10 protein-coding genes are annotated in these 14,954 nt (G+C 70.3%); 1 reads left to right on the forward strand and 9 read right to left on the reverse strand.

Annotated elements, in window-relative coordinates; genetic code table 11:
* Nucleotides 1-106: 106 nt before the first annotated feature.
* Both RWH44_RS04615 and RWH44_RS04620 read right to left on the reverse strand, forming a co-directional pair.
* Nucleotides 107-757 (reverse strand): response regulator, encoded by a 651-nt coding sequence (locus RWH44_RS04615; protein WP_298875852.1) that lies wholly within the window; start codon nt 755-757, stop codon nt 107-109.
* The gene (locus RWH44_RS04620; RefSeq protein ID WP_316003648.1) at nt 754-2,448 is read right to left on the reverse strand and encodes a sensor histidine kinase; all 1,695 of its coding nucleotides are present in this window, start codon (nt 2,446-2,448) and stop codon (nt 754-756) included. Before RWH44_RS04620 ends, RWH44_RS04615 begins: the two co-directional genes overlap by 4 nt.
* Nucleotides 2,449-2,563: 115 nt before the next feature.
* On the opposite strand from RWH44_RS04620, the gene RWH44_RS04625 reads away from it, so the two are divergent.
* The gene (locus tag RWH44_RS04625; protein ID WP_298875854.1) at nt 2,564-4,090 is read left to right on the forward strand and encodes a CitMHS family transporter; all 1,527 of its coding nucleotides are present in this window, start codon (nt 2,564-2,566) and stop codon (nt 4,088-4,090) included.
* Nucleotides 4,091-4,231: 141 nt separating this feature from the next.
* Here RWH44_RS04625 and RWH44_RS04630 read toward each other — a convergent pair whose 3' ends face one another.
* The 7 genes from RWH44_RS04630 to RWH44_RS04660 all read right to left on the reverse strand — a co-directional run bounded on the left by RWH44_RS04630 (nt 4,232) and on the right by RWH44_RS04660 (nt 14,939).
* Nucleotides 4,232-7,474: a LamG-like jellyroll fold domain-containing protein gene (locus RWH44_RS04630; protein ID WP_316003649.1), complete on the reverse strand. Its 3,243-nt coding sequence runs from the start codon at nt 7,472-7,474 to the stop codon at nt 4,232-4,234.
* Between the two features lie 139 nt (nt 7,475-7,613).
* Complete coding sequence (locus RWH44_RS04635; protein WP_298875859.1) at nt 7,614-8,627, reverse strand: LacI family DNA-binding transcriptional regulator; 1,014 nt, start codon at nt 8,625-8,627, stop codon at nt 7,614-7,616.
* Complete coding sequence (locus tag RWH44_RS04640) at nt 8,620-10,161, reverse strand: sugar ABC transporter ATP-binding protein (protein ID WP_437127277.1); 1,542 nt, start codon at nt 10,159-10,161, stop codon at nt 8,620-8,622. The genes RWH44_RS04635 and RWH44_RS04640 overlap by 8 nt, the downstream gene beginning before the upstream one ends.
* 43 nt (nt 10,162-10,204) lie before the next feature.
* The gene (locus RWH44_RS04645; RefSeq protein ID WP_316003651.1) at nt 10,205-11,224 is read right to left on the reverse strand and encodes an ABC transporter permease subunit; all 1,020 of its coding nucleotides are present in this window, start codon (nt 11,222-11,224) and stop codon (nt 10,205-10,207) included.
* Nucleotides 11,224-12,267: an ABC transporter permease gene (locus RWH44_RS04650; protein ID WP_316003652.1), complete on the reverse strand. Its 1,044-nt coding sequence runs from the start codon at nt 12,265-12,267 to the stop codon at nt 11,224-11,226. The genes RWH44_RS04645 and RWH44_RS04650 overlap by 1 nt, the downstream gene beginning before the upstream one ends.
* On the reverse strand, nt 12,264-13,838 hold the full coding sequence (locus tag RWH44_RS04655; RefSeq protein WP_316003653.1) for a sugar ABC transporter ATP-binding protein: 1,575 nt from the start codon (nt 13,836-13,838) through the stop codon (nt 12,264-12,266). Before RWH44_RS04655 ends, RWH44_RS04650 begins: the two co-directional genes overlap by 4 nt.
* A gap of 123 nt (nt 13,839-13,961) precedes the next feature.
* Nucleotides 13,962-14,939, reverse strand: a complete 978-nt coding sequence (locus RWH44_RS04660; RefSeq protein WP_316003654.1) for an ABC transporter substrate-binding protein — start codon at nt 14,937-14,939, stop codon at nt 13,962-13,964.
* Nucleotides 14,940-14,954: the final 15 nt, after the last annotated feature.

Genomic DNA, 14,954 nt, shown 5'->3' on the forward strand with positions numbered 1-14,954 from the left:
CCCGCAATGCCAGGCGCCCGCAGGTCCCTGAGCCTGTCGAAGGGACCGGGACCCCCGCGACGCCCGGCGGCTTCGACAGGCTCAGCCACCCCTGCCGCCCCTGGCCTCACCCGCCGGCGCGGAACCGATGCTCGGGGCGCCCCGTGGAGCCGTAGCGCAGACTCACCTGAACGAGCCCCCGCTCCGCGAGCGCGGTGAGGTGACGCTGCGCCGTGGCTCGCGAGACCCCGATGCGCTCCGCCACCTCCGAGGCCGAGGCTTCCTCTCCGGCCAGCGCCGCCAGCACCGTCTGCTCGGTCGCCGAGCGCGCGAGCGATGCCCCCTCGCGCTCCCCCCGCATCAGGGCGGCCGCGCGGTCGATGTCGTCCTGCGAGAGGGGCCGGACGCTGCTCAGCAGGTTGCGGTACCGGGCGTAGCGTTCGAGGCGTTCGGCCAGAACGCGGGTGTCGAACGGCTTGACGAGGTACGCGAGGGCCCCGGCCGAGAACGCGCGGCGCACGGTCGCGGCATCCGTCGCCGCCGACAGCACGAACGCATCGGCGTCGATCGAGCGCACCAGGTCGATCCCGTCGCCGTCGGGGAGATAGACGTCGGCCAGCACGAGGTCGGGGGCGTGGGCTGCGATCGCGGCGCGCGCCTCGCCGACCGTGCGCGCCGGCTCGAGGGCGACGAACCCGGCGCGCGCGGCCACCGCCTCGCGATGGAGCCCCGCCACGCGGAAATCATCGTCGACCACCAGAACCCGGATGCCGCTCACGCGCCGCCATCCCCTCTCATCACGTCGTCCCCGCCTCGCCGTACATCGGGCAGGCGTGCCGCCACCACCGCCCCGTGCCCCGCACCGCCCGCGTCGACGACCCACACTTCTCCGCCGCGGCGCCGGGCGAACTCGCGCGACAGCGGCAGGCCGATGCCGAGACCGTGCACCCGGTCGGTGTCGGTGTCGGCGCCTCGCTCCCGCTGCGCGAAGATCTCGTCGACGTCGGCGATCCCACCCCCGCTGTCGGACACCGTCATCACCACGGCGTCGCGATCGTCGAGAACGCTCACCTCGACCGAGCGGGGCGCGGGAGCCGCCGCGGCGGCCGTCACGGCGTTGTCGATGAGGTTGCCGAGCACCGCCACGACGTCTTCGACGTCATCGATGGGCTCCCGCGAGAAGGTGTCGTCGGCCACGCGCAGTGCCACGCCCCGCTCGCGGGCAGCGAGCGCCTTGGCGCCGAGGAACGACTGCAGCATCGCGTCGCCCACGAGCTCGATCCCCGGCACGGCCCAGTCGACCGAGCCCCGGTCGACGAGGTCGGCGAGGAATCCGCGCGCCTCTTCGACGCGGCCCGCATCGAGCAGTCCCACGGCCGCGTGCAGGCGGTTCGCGTTCTCGTGTCGCTGGACGCGCAGGGCATCGCCCATGGCGCGCACGCTGTCGAGGCGGCCCGACAGGGCCATCACGTCGGTCCGGTCGCGCAGCACGGCCACGCGGCCGAGGGCGCGTGCCCCGCGGCGCACGGGCCGCACGTCGATGAAGACGACGCGGTCGCCCAGCGGCAGACCGGCGGACGCCCCGGGCCCCGACAGCGCCGCGGCGACGGCGGGCGCGAGACCGAGGTCGCCGAGGGGCCGGCCGACGGCGCCGGTCACGCCGAGGAGCCGCTCGGCGGTGGCCGTGCACACCCGCACGATCCCCGCCTCGTCCAGTGCGAGAACCCCCTCGTCCGCCCCCTCGAGCACGGCCGTCTGGGTCTGCACGAGAGCGGCGAGCTCCTCGGGCTGCACGCCCAGGGTGAGGCGCTCGAGCCGTCGCCGCATGAGCAGGGCCACGATCGCGCCGATGGCCACGGCGAGCGCGACCGCGACGGCGATGCCCGCGATCAGCGCCGGGAGATCGTCGAAGACGCTCGCCCGTTCGAATCCGACGCTCACCTCGCCCACCGGCGAGCCCCCGCCCGGAGGGTAGATCGGCACCTTCGCGCGCGCCGATTCGCCCAGCGTCCCGGTCTCCCAGGTCACCACCTCCCGACCGGCCAGGGCGTCGGCGAAGCTCGTGCTCACCACCTGGCCCAGTCGATCGGGGTCGGGATGGGCGAGGCGGATGCCGTGGTCATCGGTGATGACGACGAAGAGCCCTTGCGTGCGGCTCGTCACGTCGGCGGCGTAGTGCTGCAGCGCTCCCTCGCGGAGCGCGGCGGCGTCGGGGGTTCCGGGGTCGGCGGAGAACGCGGTCACGAGCGAGCGCACGTCGGGGGCCTCGGCGACCGAGCGTGCGATGTTCAGGGCCGACGAATCGGCCTCGGCCTTGAGCTGCTGCACGCCGAGCCACGCGAAGACGGCCGTGCACACCGCGACGACGACGAGTTGGGTCGCGACCTGCACCACGAGCATCCGGGTGGCGAACCGCATGCGCACCTCCCGGTCGGCGACGTCGTCGTGCGCGAAATGCGCAGAAGACACGGTACGCGCATAAGGGCGCTCAATGCGAGCAAACGCGCGCTCGAGGGTCCGGTGTCCGTACGGTCAGCAGATGGCTGGCGCACCAGGCGCCGATGTCCACGACGAAGGAGTCGCGATGACCCCCCTGATCCTTGCGGCTGAGGCCGAAGAGTACGCGGTGGCCTACACGCCCGCCGACGGCGTGCTCGTCGCCCTCGGCTTCCTCATGGTGCTGTCGTTCATGGCGCTGATCATGACGCGCCGGATGACCCCGATGGTCGCCCTCATCATCGTGCCGACCGTGTTCGGCCTGATCGCCGGCGCCGGTTTCGGTCTCGGCGACATGGTGATCGACGCGATCGGCAAGATGGCACCCACCGCCGCCCTGCTGCTGTTCGCGATCATGTACTTCGGCATCATGATCGACGTCGGCCTCTTCGATCCGCTCATCCGCGTGATCACGCGCTTCCTGGGCGACGACCCGGCGAAGATCGTGCTCGGCACGGCGATCCTCGCCGGCGCCGTCTCGCTCGACGGCGACGGCTCGACCACCTTCATCATCACCACCTCGGCGATGCTGCCGCTCTACCTGCGTCTGGGCATGAGCCCCGTCGTGCTCACCTGTGTCGCGGGCCTGATGAACGGCACGCTGAACATCGTCCCGTGGGGCGGCCCGACCGTCCGCGCGGCGACCGCACTGGGCCTGCAGCCCACCGACGTCTTCGTGCCGATGCTGCCCTCGCTGCTCGCGGGCCTGGTCGTCGCCCTCGCGTTCGCGTGGTTCCTCGGTCTCAGCGAGCGCAAGCGTCTCGCGGGCTCGGTCGACACCTCCAAGATCGACGGCCCCGGGGGCTTCGGCCGCCTGGGCGCACCGAAGATCTTCCGCGGCGCGGAGCACAAGCCCGGCGCCCTCGCGTCGCTGCGCACGGGCAACATCGTCACCGTGCGCGGTGGGCAGGGCGGCGTCGCCGCGCCGCAGCTCGTCGAGGCCGCCGACACCGCGATGGCCGACACCATGCTCGACCCCAACCGCGCAACGCTGCGCCCGAAGCTCATCTGGTTCAACCTCGCACTGACCGTCGCGGTCATGGTGCTGCTGGTGATGGACCTCTTCCCGCTCGCGTTCGTGTTCATGGTCGGCGCGGCGATCGCCCTCATCGTCAACTTCCCGAAGCTGCGCGGTCAGGCCGACGAGATCGTCGCGCATGCACCGAGCATCGTCGGTGTCGTGTCGATGGTCCTCGCCGCCGGCGTGCTGGTGGGCGTGCTCAACGGCACGGGCATGGTCACCGCGATGGCCGACTGGATCACGCAGGTGATCCCCTCGTCGATGGGCCCGTTCCTCGCCGTCATCACGGGTGTGCTGTCGATCCCGTTCACGTTCTTCATGTCGAACGACGCGTTCTACTTCGGCATCCTCCCGGTGCTCGCCGAGAGCGCCGCGAACTACGGCATCGCGCCGGTCGAGATGGCCCGCGCCTCGATCACCGGTCAGCCCGTGCACCTGCAGAGCCCGCTGGTTCCGGCGATCCTGCTGCTCGTCTCGCTCGCGGGCGTCAACCTCGGCGACCACCACAAGAAGGTGCTGTGGCGCGCGACCGTCGTCTCCCTCGTGATGCTCGCCGTCGGCGTGCTCGTGGGGGCGGTGCCGCTGCTCGGCTGATCGCGGCAGACGCGCGCGAGTCGCCAGGATTCGTCGCCACCGGAGGGCCGGAAGCGACAGATTCTGGCGACTCGCGCACCGGCGAAGACGGAGAAAGGGACCCGGATGCCACGGCATCCGGGTCCCTTCTCGTTCAGCGGATCAGGCGTCGGTGCGGCGCGGGCGACGCATCGCCCACACCACCGCACCGGCGACCAGCAGGAACGCGGCGAGCAGACCCGCACCCAGGGGCGCCTGCGCGCCCGTCGCGGCGAGCTGTCCCGCGGCGACCACGGTGATCGGCACGCTGCGGATCACCGAGCCGTCGGCCCCGGAGACCACGATCGTGTGCGCGCCCGCGGCGAGGTCGCCGGGGATCTGCACGTCGAACGTGACGCGGCCGGCCGCGTCGGCGGCGGGGATGCCGGCGATGCGGATCGGGTCGCTGCGCAGTTCCGCGGTGACCTGCTCACCCGCGGCGAGACCCGTGACGGTCACGCGCACGATCCCCCCGCGCTCGACCGTGGTGGTCGAGACGGACACCGAGGGGGTGGCATCCGGGGTGCTCGTGGCGGATGCCGACGGACCCGGTGTCCCGTCCGGCGTAGCCGTCGGCGAAGCACTAGGCGTGGCCGTGGGCGTCGCGGTCGGCGTCGGCGTGGGCGTGGCCGTAGCGCTAGGCGTCGGCGTGGCCGTCGGCGTCGCGGTCGGCGTCGCGGTCGGCGTGGCCGTCGGCGTGGGCGTGGCCGTCGGCGTAGGCGTAGGCGTGGGCGTGGGCGTAGGGGTCTGCGCCGCAACCTCTGATGCCGACAACGCGCGGTCGTACAGCGAGAACTCGCGCAACTGTCCCTTCAGCAGGTTGTCGTTCGTGTAGACCGATTTGCCGATGTAGTTGGCCAGCGTGCTGCCGCCGCCGATGTCGCCGGGTCGGACGGTGACGTTGGTGTTCACCGCGACCTGCTGACCATCGAGGTACAACCGTGCCGTCGACCCGCTCAGCGTGTAGGCCAGCGTGACCCAGCGGTCGCGCGGGAGAGCCGCGGTGGACTTGGCCTCCTGCTCCCCGCTCCAGTTGCCGTTGGACAGAGCGGCCCGATACACGCTGTTGCCGGTGGCGAACAGGTAGCCGTTGCCGGCTCCGTTCCCGCCGGTGTTGCCGAGGCCGTACAGGAAGTACGGATTGCGCTGCGCCGCGTCCACCCGCACCTGTGCGGTGACGGTGAAATCGTTCACCCCCGCGAGCACGTTGTCGGGGAGGTCGATGTAGTCGTCGACGCCGTCGAGCGTCAGCGCGCCATTGCTCCACGCGGCATTGCCCGTGATCTGCGCGTCACGACCCGCACCCGAGCGGTCGTGCAGCGTGCTGCCCGACCCGTCGGTGAAGTCGTAGCTGAGCAGCTGCCCCTGGTCGTTCGCCTCGAGAGGCTGCGGCAGGTTCGCGCGCAGGGCGGCCAGTTCGCCGGCCGTGACGGGCATGACCGTGCCGTGGCGCGGGCTGGCGGGAAGGCGGTAGCTCGCCGGCACCTTCCAGTCGGGGTGGGCGATGTCGGACGTCGCGAGCGGGATGTACCCACGGCCGCCGTACTCGTCGACGAACAGGTAGTACTTGTCGCCGTTGACGTCGCCCGGGTTGGACGTGAAGATGCTCGGCCCCTCGACCGCTCCGGTGCCGGCGTTCTTACCGATGCACGTGGTGACGGGTGACCACTTGTCCAGCGGTGCGGTCAGCACGGGCGAGCTCTCCTGGATGATGTCGGTGCAGCCCGTGACGCCGCCCTCGTCCTTCGTGAAGCGCTGGTAGACGCCGTTCGCCTTGATCACGGTCGAGTCGATGCGCGACGTGCCGCCCTGCCAGACCTTCGTGTCGCTGAAGGTGACGAAGTCGCGCGTGGTGGCGTACAGCATGCTGTTGGCCACGTTCGAGGTGTGGTCGGGGTCGTCGGTCGGGTAGATCTTCGACGCCCAGAACACGACGTACTCGCCGAGCGAGTCGTCCCAGTAGGCCTCGGGGGCCCAGGTGTTGCCCGCGGTGTCGGGCGAGACCTTCACGTGACGCTGGTCGCTCCACGTGATCAGGTCGTGCGACTCCCACACCTCGATGTACTTCGAACCCTGTCGCTGCGCGCGATCCCAGTCCCCGTTGCGGCCGATCGAGAGGTCGGTCGCGATGAGGTAGAACGTGTCGCCCTCGGGAGAGCGGATGAGGAACGGGTCGCGCAGACCCTTCTCCCCGTACGTCGAGGTGAGCTTGGCCTGTCCGTTGTTCAGCTCGGTCCACGACAGGGCGTTGTTGCCGTTGCTGGCCGCGAAGTAGATGTTCTCTCCGGCGACGGAGTTGCCCGTGAAGTAGGCGAACGTGTACCCCGCGAACGGCCCGATGTCGGCGGACTTGCGGACGGCAGCCGAGAACGTTCTCCTGAGGGTCACGGCACCCTTCGTGACGGATGCCGTGAGCGCGACGGTCGTGTCGGCATCCGGCCGCGTGACGTCGCCGTCGTCGGTGATGACGTCGGTGTCGGCCGACGACCAGGTGACGTCGAGACCCTGCGAGGAGGCGGGCAGCGTCAGGTTGCCGCGCACGTCGTCGATGTTGGTCACCGTGAGCGCGTCGAGCGCCGCCTGGGCGGACGCGGTGTCTTCGGGCGTCTTCACGAGCCCCTTGACCTCGTCGGCGGACAGCGCGTGGTCGTACACGCGGAAGTCGCGAAGGCTTCCGGCCAGGCGCTTGTCGGGTGTGTAGTTCGATCGTCCGAGGTAGTTCGCCGTGGTCGTGCCCCCGCCGATCGAACCCGGCGTGATGGTCGTGTTGGTGTTCTCGGCGATCTGGGTTCCGTCGAGGTACAGGCGCGAGGTCTTGCTGTCGGCGTCGAGCGTGTAGGTCAGGGTCTTCCAGACGCCGCGCTCGAGGTTGCTCGACCCGCGGGTCTCCTGCTCGGTCGACCAGTTGCCGCTCGCGATCCCGGTGCGCGTCGGGTCGCCCGTGGCGAAGAGGTAGCCGTTGCCGTACCAGGACGTGGTGTTTCCGAGGCCCCAGATGAAGTAGCTGCCGGACTGCTCGGGGCGCACGATCACGTCGGTGCTGACCGTGACCGAGGTGAGCCCCTTGAGGATGTCGTTGGGAAGGCGCACGTAGTCGTCGGCGCCGTCCAGGCGCACGCCGTCGGCGCCGCTCAGGGTCGGGTCGCCGACGTATGCAGCGTCACGACCGTTGCCGGACGTGTCGTGCGCCACGGTGCCGGACGTCTCGTCGAGGGAGTAGGAGACCACCAGCCCCGAGGACGGGACGGCCGCGAGGGCGATCAAGGGGACGGCGATCGGTGCCGCGACGAGCGCGGCGACAACCGGAACGGCGAGCGTCCAGGAGTGGCGACGGCGTGGGGAAGCCGTCCGATGGAGCGTGAGCACGGGACTGGGAGTCCTCTCGTGAATGCGACATTGCATGCACCGTCGTCGATGACGGATGCCAGAATGTTAGCGCTCACACTCCTGTTGACGTCAACATCTCCGCCGAAATTCGCCCGCGGGCCGGCGATGGCGAGGGCCGTCAGGGACGGCTCGGGGCGGAGTCCCGCACCACGAGACGGGTCGGCAGAGGCGTGCTCTCGCTGACGGTGTCGGGCTCCTCGACCATCAGCAGCACCTTCTGCATGAGGATCTCGCCGAGGGCGGCGAAATCCTGCCGCACCGTCGTGAGCGAGGGGTACACGAAAGACGCCTCGGGGATGTCGTCGAACCCGACCACGCCGATGTCGTCGGGTACGCGCAGCCCGCGCTCCCGCAGCGCCGACAGCACGCCGATCGACATCTGGTCGTTCGCGACGAAGATCCCCTCACCCGGGGCGAGGTCGGTCTCGGAGGCGATGCGATAGCCGCTCGCGGCCGTCCAGTCGCCGTGCAGAGGCGGGGTCGACTGCGCCCGGGCGGAGGCGATCTCCTCACGCCACCCCCGCAGTCGTTCGATCGCGTCGGGGTTGCGCGCGGGTCCCGCGATGTGACGCACCGTCGTGTACCCCGACTCCAGCAGGTGCCGCACGGCCGCGCGCGCGCCGCGGTACTGGTCGATCGCCACCAGCCGGGGGTGGGGCCGCGGGGTCGCCGCCGCGGCGACGACGGGCACGTCGAGTTCGAGGGCCTGCACGGCGGCGAGCACTTCGGCGTCGATGACGATGAGCACGATGGCATCCACCCGCTGCTTCAGCAGACCGTCGATCGCGATCCGCACCTCGGCGACATCGGTCTGGGCGGAGCTGATGGCATCCACGTTGTAGCGGGCGGCGCGGGCGGCGAAGTTGAAGTTCATCGCGATCGACGAGGGCCCGTAGTCGACCGTGCCCGGGGTGACGAGCCCGATGGTCCGCGTCCGCCGGGTGACGAGGGCCCGGGCGGCGGGTGAGGGACTGTAGCGCAGCTGGGCGATGGCCTGCTCGACGCGCGCCCTGGTCGCCGGCCGCACGTTCGGCATGTCGTTGAGCACGCGCGACACCGTCTGGTGCGAGACCCCGGCGAGCCGGGCGACGTCGAAGATGTTCGCGGTGCGGGAGGCCTTGTCGTCAGCCACCGCCGCCGCCTTCCGGGGTGGTGTGGCCCGCGACGAGGGCGAGCAGCGCATCGGAGGTGAGGCCGGTCGCCGGCACGATCTGGGCGAGGACACCGTCGCGCATGACGGCGACGAGGTGGGCCACCCGCAGCACCTCGTCGAGTTCGGCCGAGATGTAGACGATCGATAGGCCGTTGTCGCTGAGCTCGCCGACCAGCCGCTGGATCTCGGCCTTGGCTCCCACGTCGATGCCGCGGGTGGGCTCGTCGAGCACGATGAGTCGCGGCGAGAGCGCGAGCAGCCGCGCGAGCAGGACCTTCTGCTGGTTGCCGCCCGAGAGCGTCGAGACGGGGCGATCGATGTCGGCGGGACGGATGTGCAGCGCCTCGACCCAGCTGACCGCCAGCTCCCGCCGACGGGCCGTGCTCAGGCGGTGGAAGATCCCCCGCTGCGCCTGCAGCGCGAGGGTGATGTTGTCGAGCACGCTGAGGTCGCCGATGATGCCCTCCGTGCGTCTGTTCTCCGACGAGTAGGCCACGCGGCGGCGGATCGCCTCGCGGGGGGTGTCCAGGCGCACGAGATCGCCGTCGATCGCGACCTCGCCGGCATCGGGACGGTCCACGCCCGTGATCGATCGCGCCAGTTCGGTGCGCCCCGACCCGAGGAGCCCCGCGACGCCGATCACCTCCCCCTCGCCGATGTCGAGGTCGGCCTCGCGCAGACGCGTTCCGGATGCCAGTCCCCGCGCGCTCAAGACGCTCGGCCCCTCCGCGGGCTCCGCGAGGCGCTGCCCGAGCGGGGCGAGGGCGTCGGCGGCGGCGCCGAGCATCTTCTCGACGAGGTCGATGCGCAGCAGCTCGCGCGTCCCGTACTCGCCGACCAGGCGCCCCCCGCGCAGCACCGTCACCCTGTCGCAGATCTCGTAGACCTGGTCGAGGAAGTGCGAGACGAAGACGATCGCGATCCCCTGCGCCTTGAGGTCGCGGATGACGCGGAACAGCTCGGCGACCTCGTCGGCATCCAGGCTCGAGGTGGGCTCGTCGAGCACGAGCACCTTGACCTCGGTCGACACGGCGCGCGCGATGGCGACGAGCTGCTGCACGGCCAGCGGATGAGAGGAGAGGACCGACGCGGGATCGACCTCGACGCCCAGCGCCTCGAGCGCCCTCTCGGCGCGCACGCGCATCTCGCGGTGGTCGATCACGCCGAAGCGGCGGGGCTCGCGCCCGAGCGAGATGTTCTCAGCGACGGTGAGGTTGGGCAGCAGGTCGATCTCCTGGTACACCGTCGAGATCCCGCGCGCCTGCGCGTCGGCGGGCGAGGAGAAGCGCATCCGCTGCCCGTCGAGCAGGATCTCGCCGTCGTCGAGTCGCAGGGCCCCGGTGATCGCCTTGATCAACGTCGACTTGCCGGCGCCGTTCTCGCCCATGAGCGAGTGCACCTCGCCCGCCCGCAGGCGGAAGTCGACGTCGGCGAGGGCGCTCTCGACCCCGAAACGCACCGTCGCTCCGCGCACCTCGAGGAGGGGCGGAGCGACGGCGGACATGGGCTCCATCATGCCCGCGCCCGGGCGGGAGTGCGAACGCGTCGAGAGCGTGTCACCGCCGCAGCGCCGACCGCGAGACGATCACGCGCTGGACGACGACGAACAGCAGCAGCAGCGCGCCGACGGTGATGCGCGTCCACGACTGCTCGGCACCGGAGAACGAGATGATCGTGCGGATGAGGCCGTAGACGAACACGCCGATCATCGAGCCGATGACGAAGCCGCTGCCACCCGTGAGGAGCGTGCCGCCGATGACCACCGCGGCGATGGTGTCGAGCTCCGTCCCCACGCCGTTCAAGGGGTACCCCGCACCCGAATAAGCGGTCAGCACGATGCCGGCGAGACCGGCGCACACCCCGCTGATCACGTAGACCGACAGCTTGGCGCGCACGACCGGGAGCCCCATCAGCCGAGCCGACTGCTCGTTGCCGCCGACCGCGTAGACGGTCCGCCCGAAGCGCGTAAAGCGCAGCACGAAGGCCGCGATCGCGACGGTGAGCAGCGCGATCACCCCGGTCGGCGTGATGTACCAGCCCGCGAACGAGAAGCGCGTGGACTGCAACCACAGCAGTCCCTCGTTGTCGACCTTGATCGACTCGAGGCTCACGACGAACGCCAGGCCGCGTGCGAGGAACATGCCGATCAACGAGGCGATGAACGGCTGGACGTCGAAGAACTGCACGAGCACTCCGATGAGCAGGCCGATCGCCGCGCCGATGAGGACCATCGCGGGAAGGGCCACAGCGACCGGGACCCCGTCGGACAGCATCTTCGCGCACAGGATGCCGGTGAACGCCATGACCGCGCCGACCGAGAGGTCGATGCCACCGGTCAGGATGACGAAGGTCATGCCCACGGCCAGCACGAGCAGATAGGCGTTGTCGAGGAGGATCGACGACAGGATGCGGGGCAGCTGGAAGTTGGGGAACCACCACATCGCCCCGGCGATCATGACGACGAGGATGACGACGGCCGCGAACACCGGCACCCACGAGACGTGGCGGCTGAGGAAACGGCGGTAGGGGCTCACGGGCACGGTGGCCGCGCGGCGCTCTTCGGTGAGAGTGGCCATCAGGACAGCACCTTCGCATCGGGACGACGGGACAGGGGGCGGACGGCGCTGCGGCCGGCCGTGTGGAGGAACGCGCGGAAGCGGCGCGACTGCAGCAGCACGACCACCAGCACGGCCGCGGCCATGAACACCGGACTGACCGCGGGCGGCACGCCCAGGAAGGTGATGGTGCTCTTGAGCGTCTGGATGGTGAAGACGCCGACGACCGTGCCCGCGATGCTGAACTTGCCGCCCGCGAGCGAGGTACCGCCCAGGACGACGGCGAGGATGGCATCCAGTTCGATGTAGAGGCCGGCCGCGTTCGCATCGGCGGCCATGATGTTCGAGCTGTAGAGGATGCCGGCCATCCCGGCGAGCGCGCCGCTGGCGATGTAGGCGCCCCAGATGATGCCGCGCGAGCGCACGCCCGCGAGGCGGCTGGCCTCGGGATTGATGCCCACCGCCTCGGTGAGCATGCCCAGCGCCGTGCGCCGTTCGAGCACGCCCACCACGACCACCGCCGCGAGGGCCACGAAGAACGCGAAGGGCAGCCCCAGCACGTACCCGCCCGCGATGAACTTGTAGGGGTCGCTGTTGATCGTCGTGATGAACCCGCCCGTGATGAGCAGGGCGACGCCGCGGCCCGCGAGCATCAGCACGAGGGTGGCGATGATCGGTTGGATGCCGAGCACCGACACGAGGAAGCCGTTCCAGACGCCGAGCAGCAGGGCGACGCCGACGGCGGCGGCGATTGCGGTGAAGACGACGCCGAGGTTGCCGGAGTCGGGGGCGGCCTCGATGATCGTCAGCGCCACCGCTCCGGAGACCGCCATGATCGCGCCCACCGAGAGGTCGATGCCCCGGGTGGCGATGACCAGCGTCATGCCGAGGGCGACGAGCATCAGGGGCGCGCTGTTGCGCAGGATGTCGATGAGCGACCCGTAGAACTGACCGTTCTGCACGGTGACGCTGAGGAAGGACGGCCGCGAGATCGTGTTGATCGCGATGAGGGCGATCAGCGCCGCGATCGGCCAGACGAGGCGGTGAGTGAGGAATCTCTTCATGCGATCTTCTCCCGATCGGACGACGGTGTCTCGGGGACGGTGACGGGGGCGCCCTCGGGCTGCCCGTCGGCGATGTAGGCCACCAGGCCGTCGAGGTCGACGTCGAGGGTGGCGAGCTCGCCGATCTTACGACGGTCGCGCAGAACGGCCACGCGCTGCGCGATGCGCAGCACCTCCTCGAGCTCGGAGGAGATGAAGACGACGGCGAGACCCTTCTCGGCGAGCTCGGCGACCTTGCGCTGGATGTCGGCCTTGGCGCCCACGTCGATACCGCGGGTCGGTTCGTCGAGCACCAGGAGCTCGGGGGCCGTGGCCAGCCAGCGGGCGAGCAGCACCTTCTGCTGGTTGCCGCCGGAGAGGTTGCGGATGAGCGCGTCGGGGTTGGCCGGCCGCACGCCGAGGGCGGTGATGTACTCGTCGACGAGCGCCTGCTTCTCGGCCGCCTTCATGCGGCGCAGCGGCCCGCGCCGGGCCTGGACGCCGAGGATGATGTTCTCGGCCACCGTGAGGTCGCCCACGATCCCCTCGGCGCGTCGGTCCTCCGACGAGAACGCGATGCCCCGGTCGAGGGCGTGCCGAGGCGAGCCGGTGCGCGCCGGCGTCCCCGCGACCTCGATCGTGCCCTCGTCGGCGCGATCCGCGCCGGCGAGGAGGCGGGCGAGCTCCGTACGGCCGGATCCCAGCAGGCCCGCGAGTCCGACGATCTCGCCCCCGTACACGTCGAGGTCGACGGGCTCGAGCGCGTTCTTGCGTCCGAGGCCGCTCGCGCGGAGCACGGGGATGCCCGAGCGGTCGATCGATCGTTCGGCGCTGGCCGAGATGGCATCCAGCTCTCCGAGCTCGCGGCCGATCATCTTGGCGACGAGTTGCTCGCGACCGAGCTCGCCCACGGGGTACTCCCCCACGAGCGCGCCGTTGCGCAGCACCGTGAGGCGGTCGGAGATCTCGTAGATCTGGTCGAGGAAGTGCGAGACGAAGAGGATCGCGACGCCCTTGTCGCGGAGGTCGCGGATCACGCCGAACAGTTGCTCGACCTCGCCCCGGTCGAGGCTGGAGGTGGGCTCGTCGAGCACGAGCACCTTGGTGTCGACCACCATCGCGCGGCTGATGGCGACCAGCTGCTGAACCGCGATGGAGTGACTGGCCAGGATCGAGCGGGTGTCGATGTGCACCCCGAGCTCGGCCAGGTGGGTCGCTGCGGCGGTGTGCGTCGCCCGCCAGTCGACGACTCCGGCCCGGCGCACCTCCTCGCCGAGCATCACGTTCTCACCCACGGTGAGGTTCTGGCAGAGGTTGACCTCCTGGTAGACGGTCGCGATGCCCGCGGCTTGGGCGTCGGCGGTCGAGCGGAACTGACGCTCGTCGCCGTCGACACGGATGGATCCCTCGTCGATGCCGTAGACACCGGTGAGGGCCTTGATGAGGGTGGACTTCCCGGCGCCGTTCTCCCCCATGAGGGAGTGCACCTCTCCCGGATAGAGGGTGAAGTCGACGCCGTCGAGCGCCTTCACCCCGGGGAATCGGATGCTGATGCCGCGCATGGCCACGACGGCGGCACGTTCGCTTGTCATGCTCGATCGCTTTCTGAAGAGCGGTGGAGCGTGCGGGGCCGGGTGACCGGCCCCGCACGCGGGGAGGGATCTGCAGCGAGGGATCCGTGCCGCCGAGGGGAGTCGGCGGCACCGGAGCCGCGATCAGTAGGGGCGGCTGTCGAGAACCTTCTTGGCCTGCTCCTGGTCGAACGCCTGGTCCTCGACGATGTAGCTCTTGTCGACGGACTCCCCCGCGACGACCTTCTTCACGACCTCGGCGGTCTTCTCCCCCAGCAGCGGGTTGCACTCGACGATGTAGTTGAACTCGCCGTTGGAGAGGGCGGTCATGCCGTCCTTCACCGCGTCGATGGTGACGATCTTGATGTCGGTGCCGGGCTTCATGCCCGCGGCCTTGATGGCTTCGAGGGCGCCGAGACCCATGTCGTCGTTGTGTGCGAAGAGCAGGTTGATCTGCGAGCCGTACTTCTGCAGGAAGCCCTCCATGACCGTCTTGCCGTCGGCGCGGGTGAAGTTGCCGGTCTGCGAGTCGAGGACCGTGATGTCGGTGCCCTTGACGGCCGAGTCGAAGCCGGTGGCCCGGTCGGTCGCCGCCGACGAACCGGTCGTCCCCTCGAGCACGACCATGTTGGTGGGGGTCGATCCGAAGTTGTCGGCGACCCACTTGCCGGCGGTCTCGCCCTCCTTCTCGAAGTCGAGGCCGATCCAGCTCGCGTACAGATCCTCGGATGCCGAGACGGTGCGGTCTTCGAGGATGACGGGGATGTTGGCATCCTTCGCCTCCTTCAGCACGTCGTCCCAGCCGTCGGTGACGATGGGGGCGAGCACGATGGCGTCGACGCCCTGGTTGATGAAGCTGCGCACGGCGGCGATCTGCGCCTCCGGCTTGTTGTCGGCCGCGTTGAAGATCAGGTTGAAGCCGTTGGCCTCGCTGAACGCCTCCTTCATCGACTCGGTGTTGGCGCTGCGCCAGCCGCTCTCCGACCCGGTCTGCGCGAAGCCGACGGTGATGACGCCGTCACCGCCGCCACCCGCGCTGCCGCCGCCACCGGCGCAACCGGTCGCCGTGAACGCGATCGCTCCGACCAGCGCGATCCCCGTGATGATCTTCTTCGCCTTCATGATGAAACCTCCTCG

Origin of the sequence: Microbacterium phycohabitans, from assembly GCF_032464935.1 — a bacterium.
GTDB lineage: Bacteria > Actinomycetota > Actinomycetes > Actinomycetales > Microbacteriaceae > Microbacterium > Microbacterium phycohabitans.

Excerpts from the sequence above, each read along its gene's own strand:
- RWH44_RS04625 (WP_298875854.1), top strand. The coding sequence starts at position 2,564 with ATGACCCCCCTGATCCTTGCGGCTGAGGCCGAAGAGTACGCGGTGGCC.
- RWH44_RS04640 (WP_437127277.1), bottom strand. The coding sequence starts at position 10,161 with ATGGAGCCCATGTCCGCCGTCGCTCCGCCCCTCCTCGAGGTGCGCGGA.
- RWH44_RS04645 (WP_316003651.1), bottom strand. The coding sequence starts at position 11,224 with ATGGCCACTCTCACCGAAGAGCGCCGCGCGGCCACCGTGCCCGTGAGC.
- RWH44_RS04650 (WP_316003652.1), bottom strand. The coding sequence starts at position 12,267 with ATGAAGAGATTCCTCACTCACCGCCTCGTCTGGCCGATCGCGGCGCTG.
- RWH44_RS04655 (WP_316003653.1), bottom strand. The coding sequence starts at position 13,838 with ATGACAAGCGAACGTGCCGCCGTCGTGGCCATGCGCGGCATCAGCATC.
- RWH44_RS04660 (WP_316003654.1), bottom strand. The coding sequence starts at position 14,939 with ATGAAGGCGAAGAAGATCATCACGGGGATCGCGCTGGTCGGAGCGATC.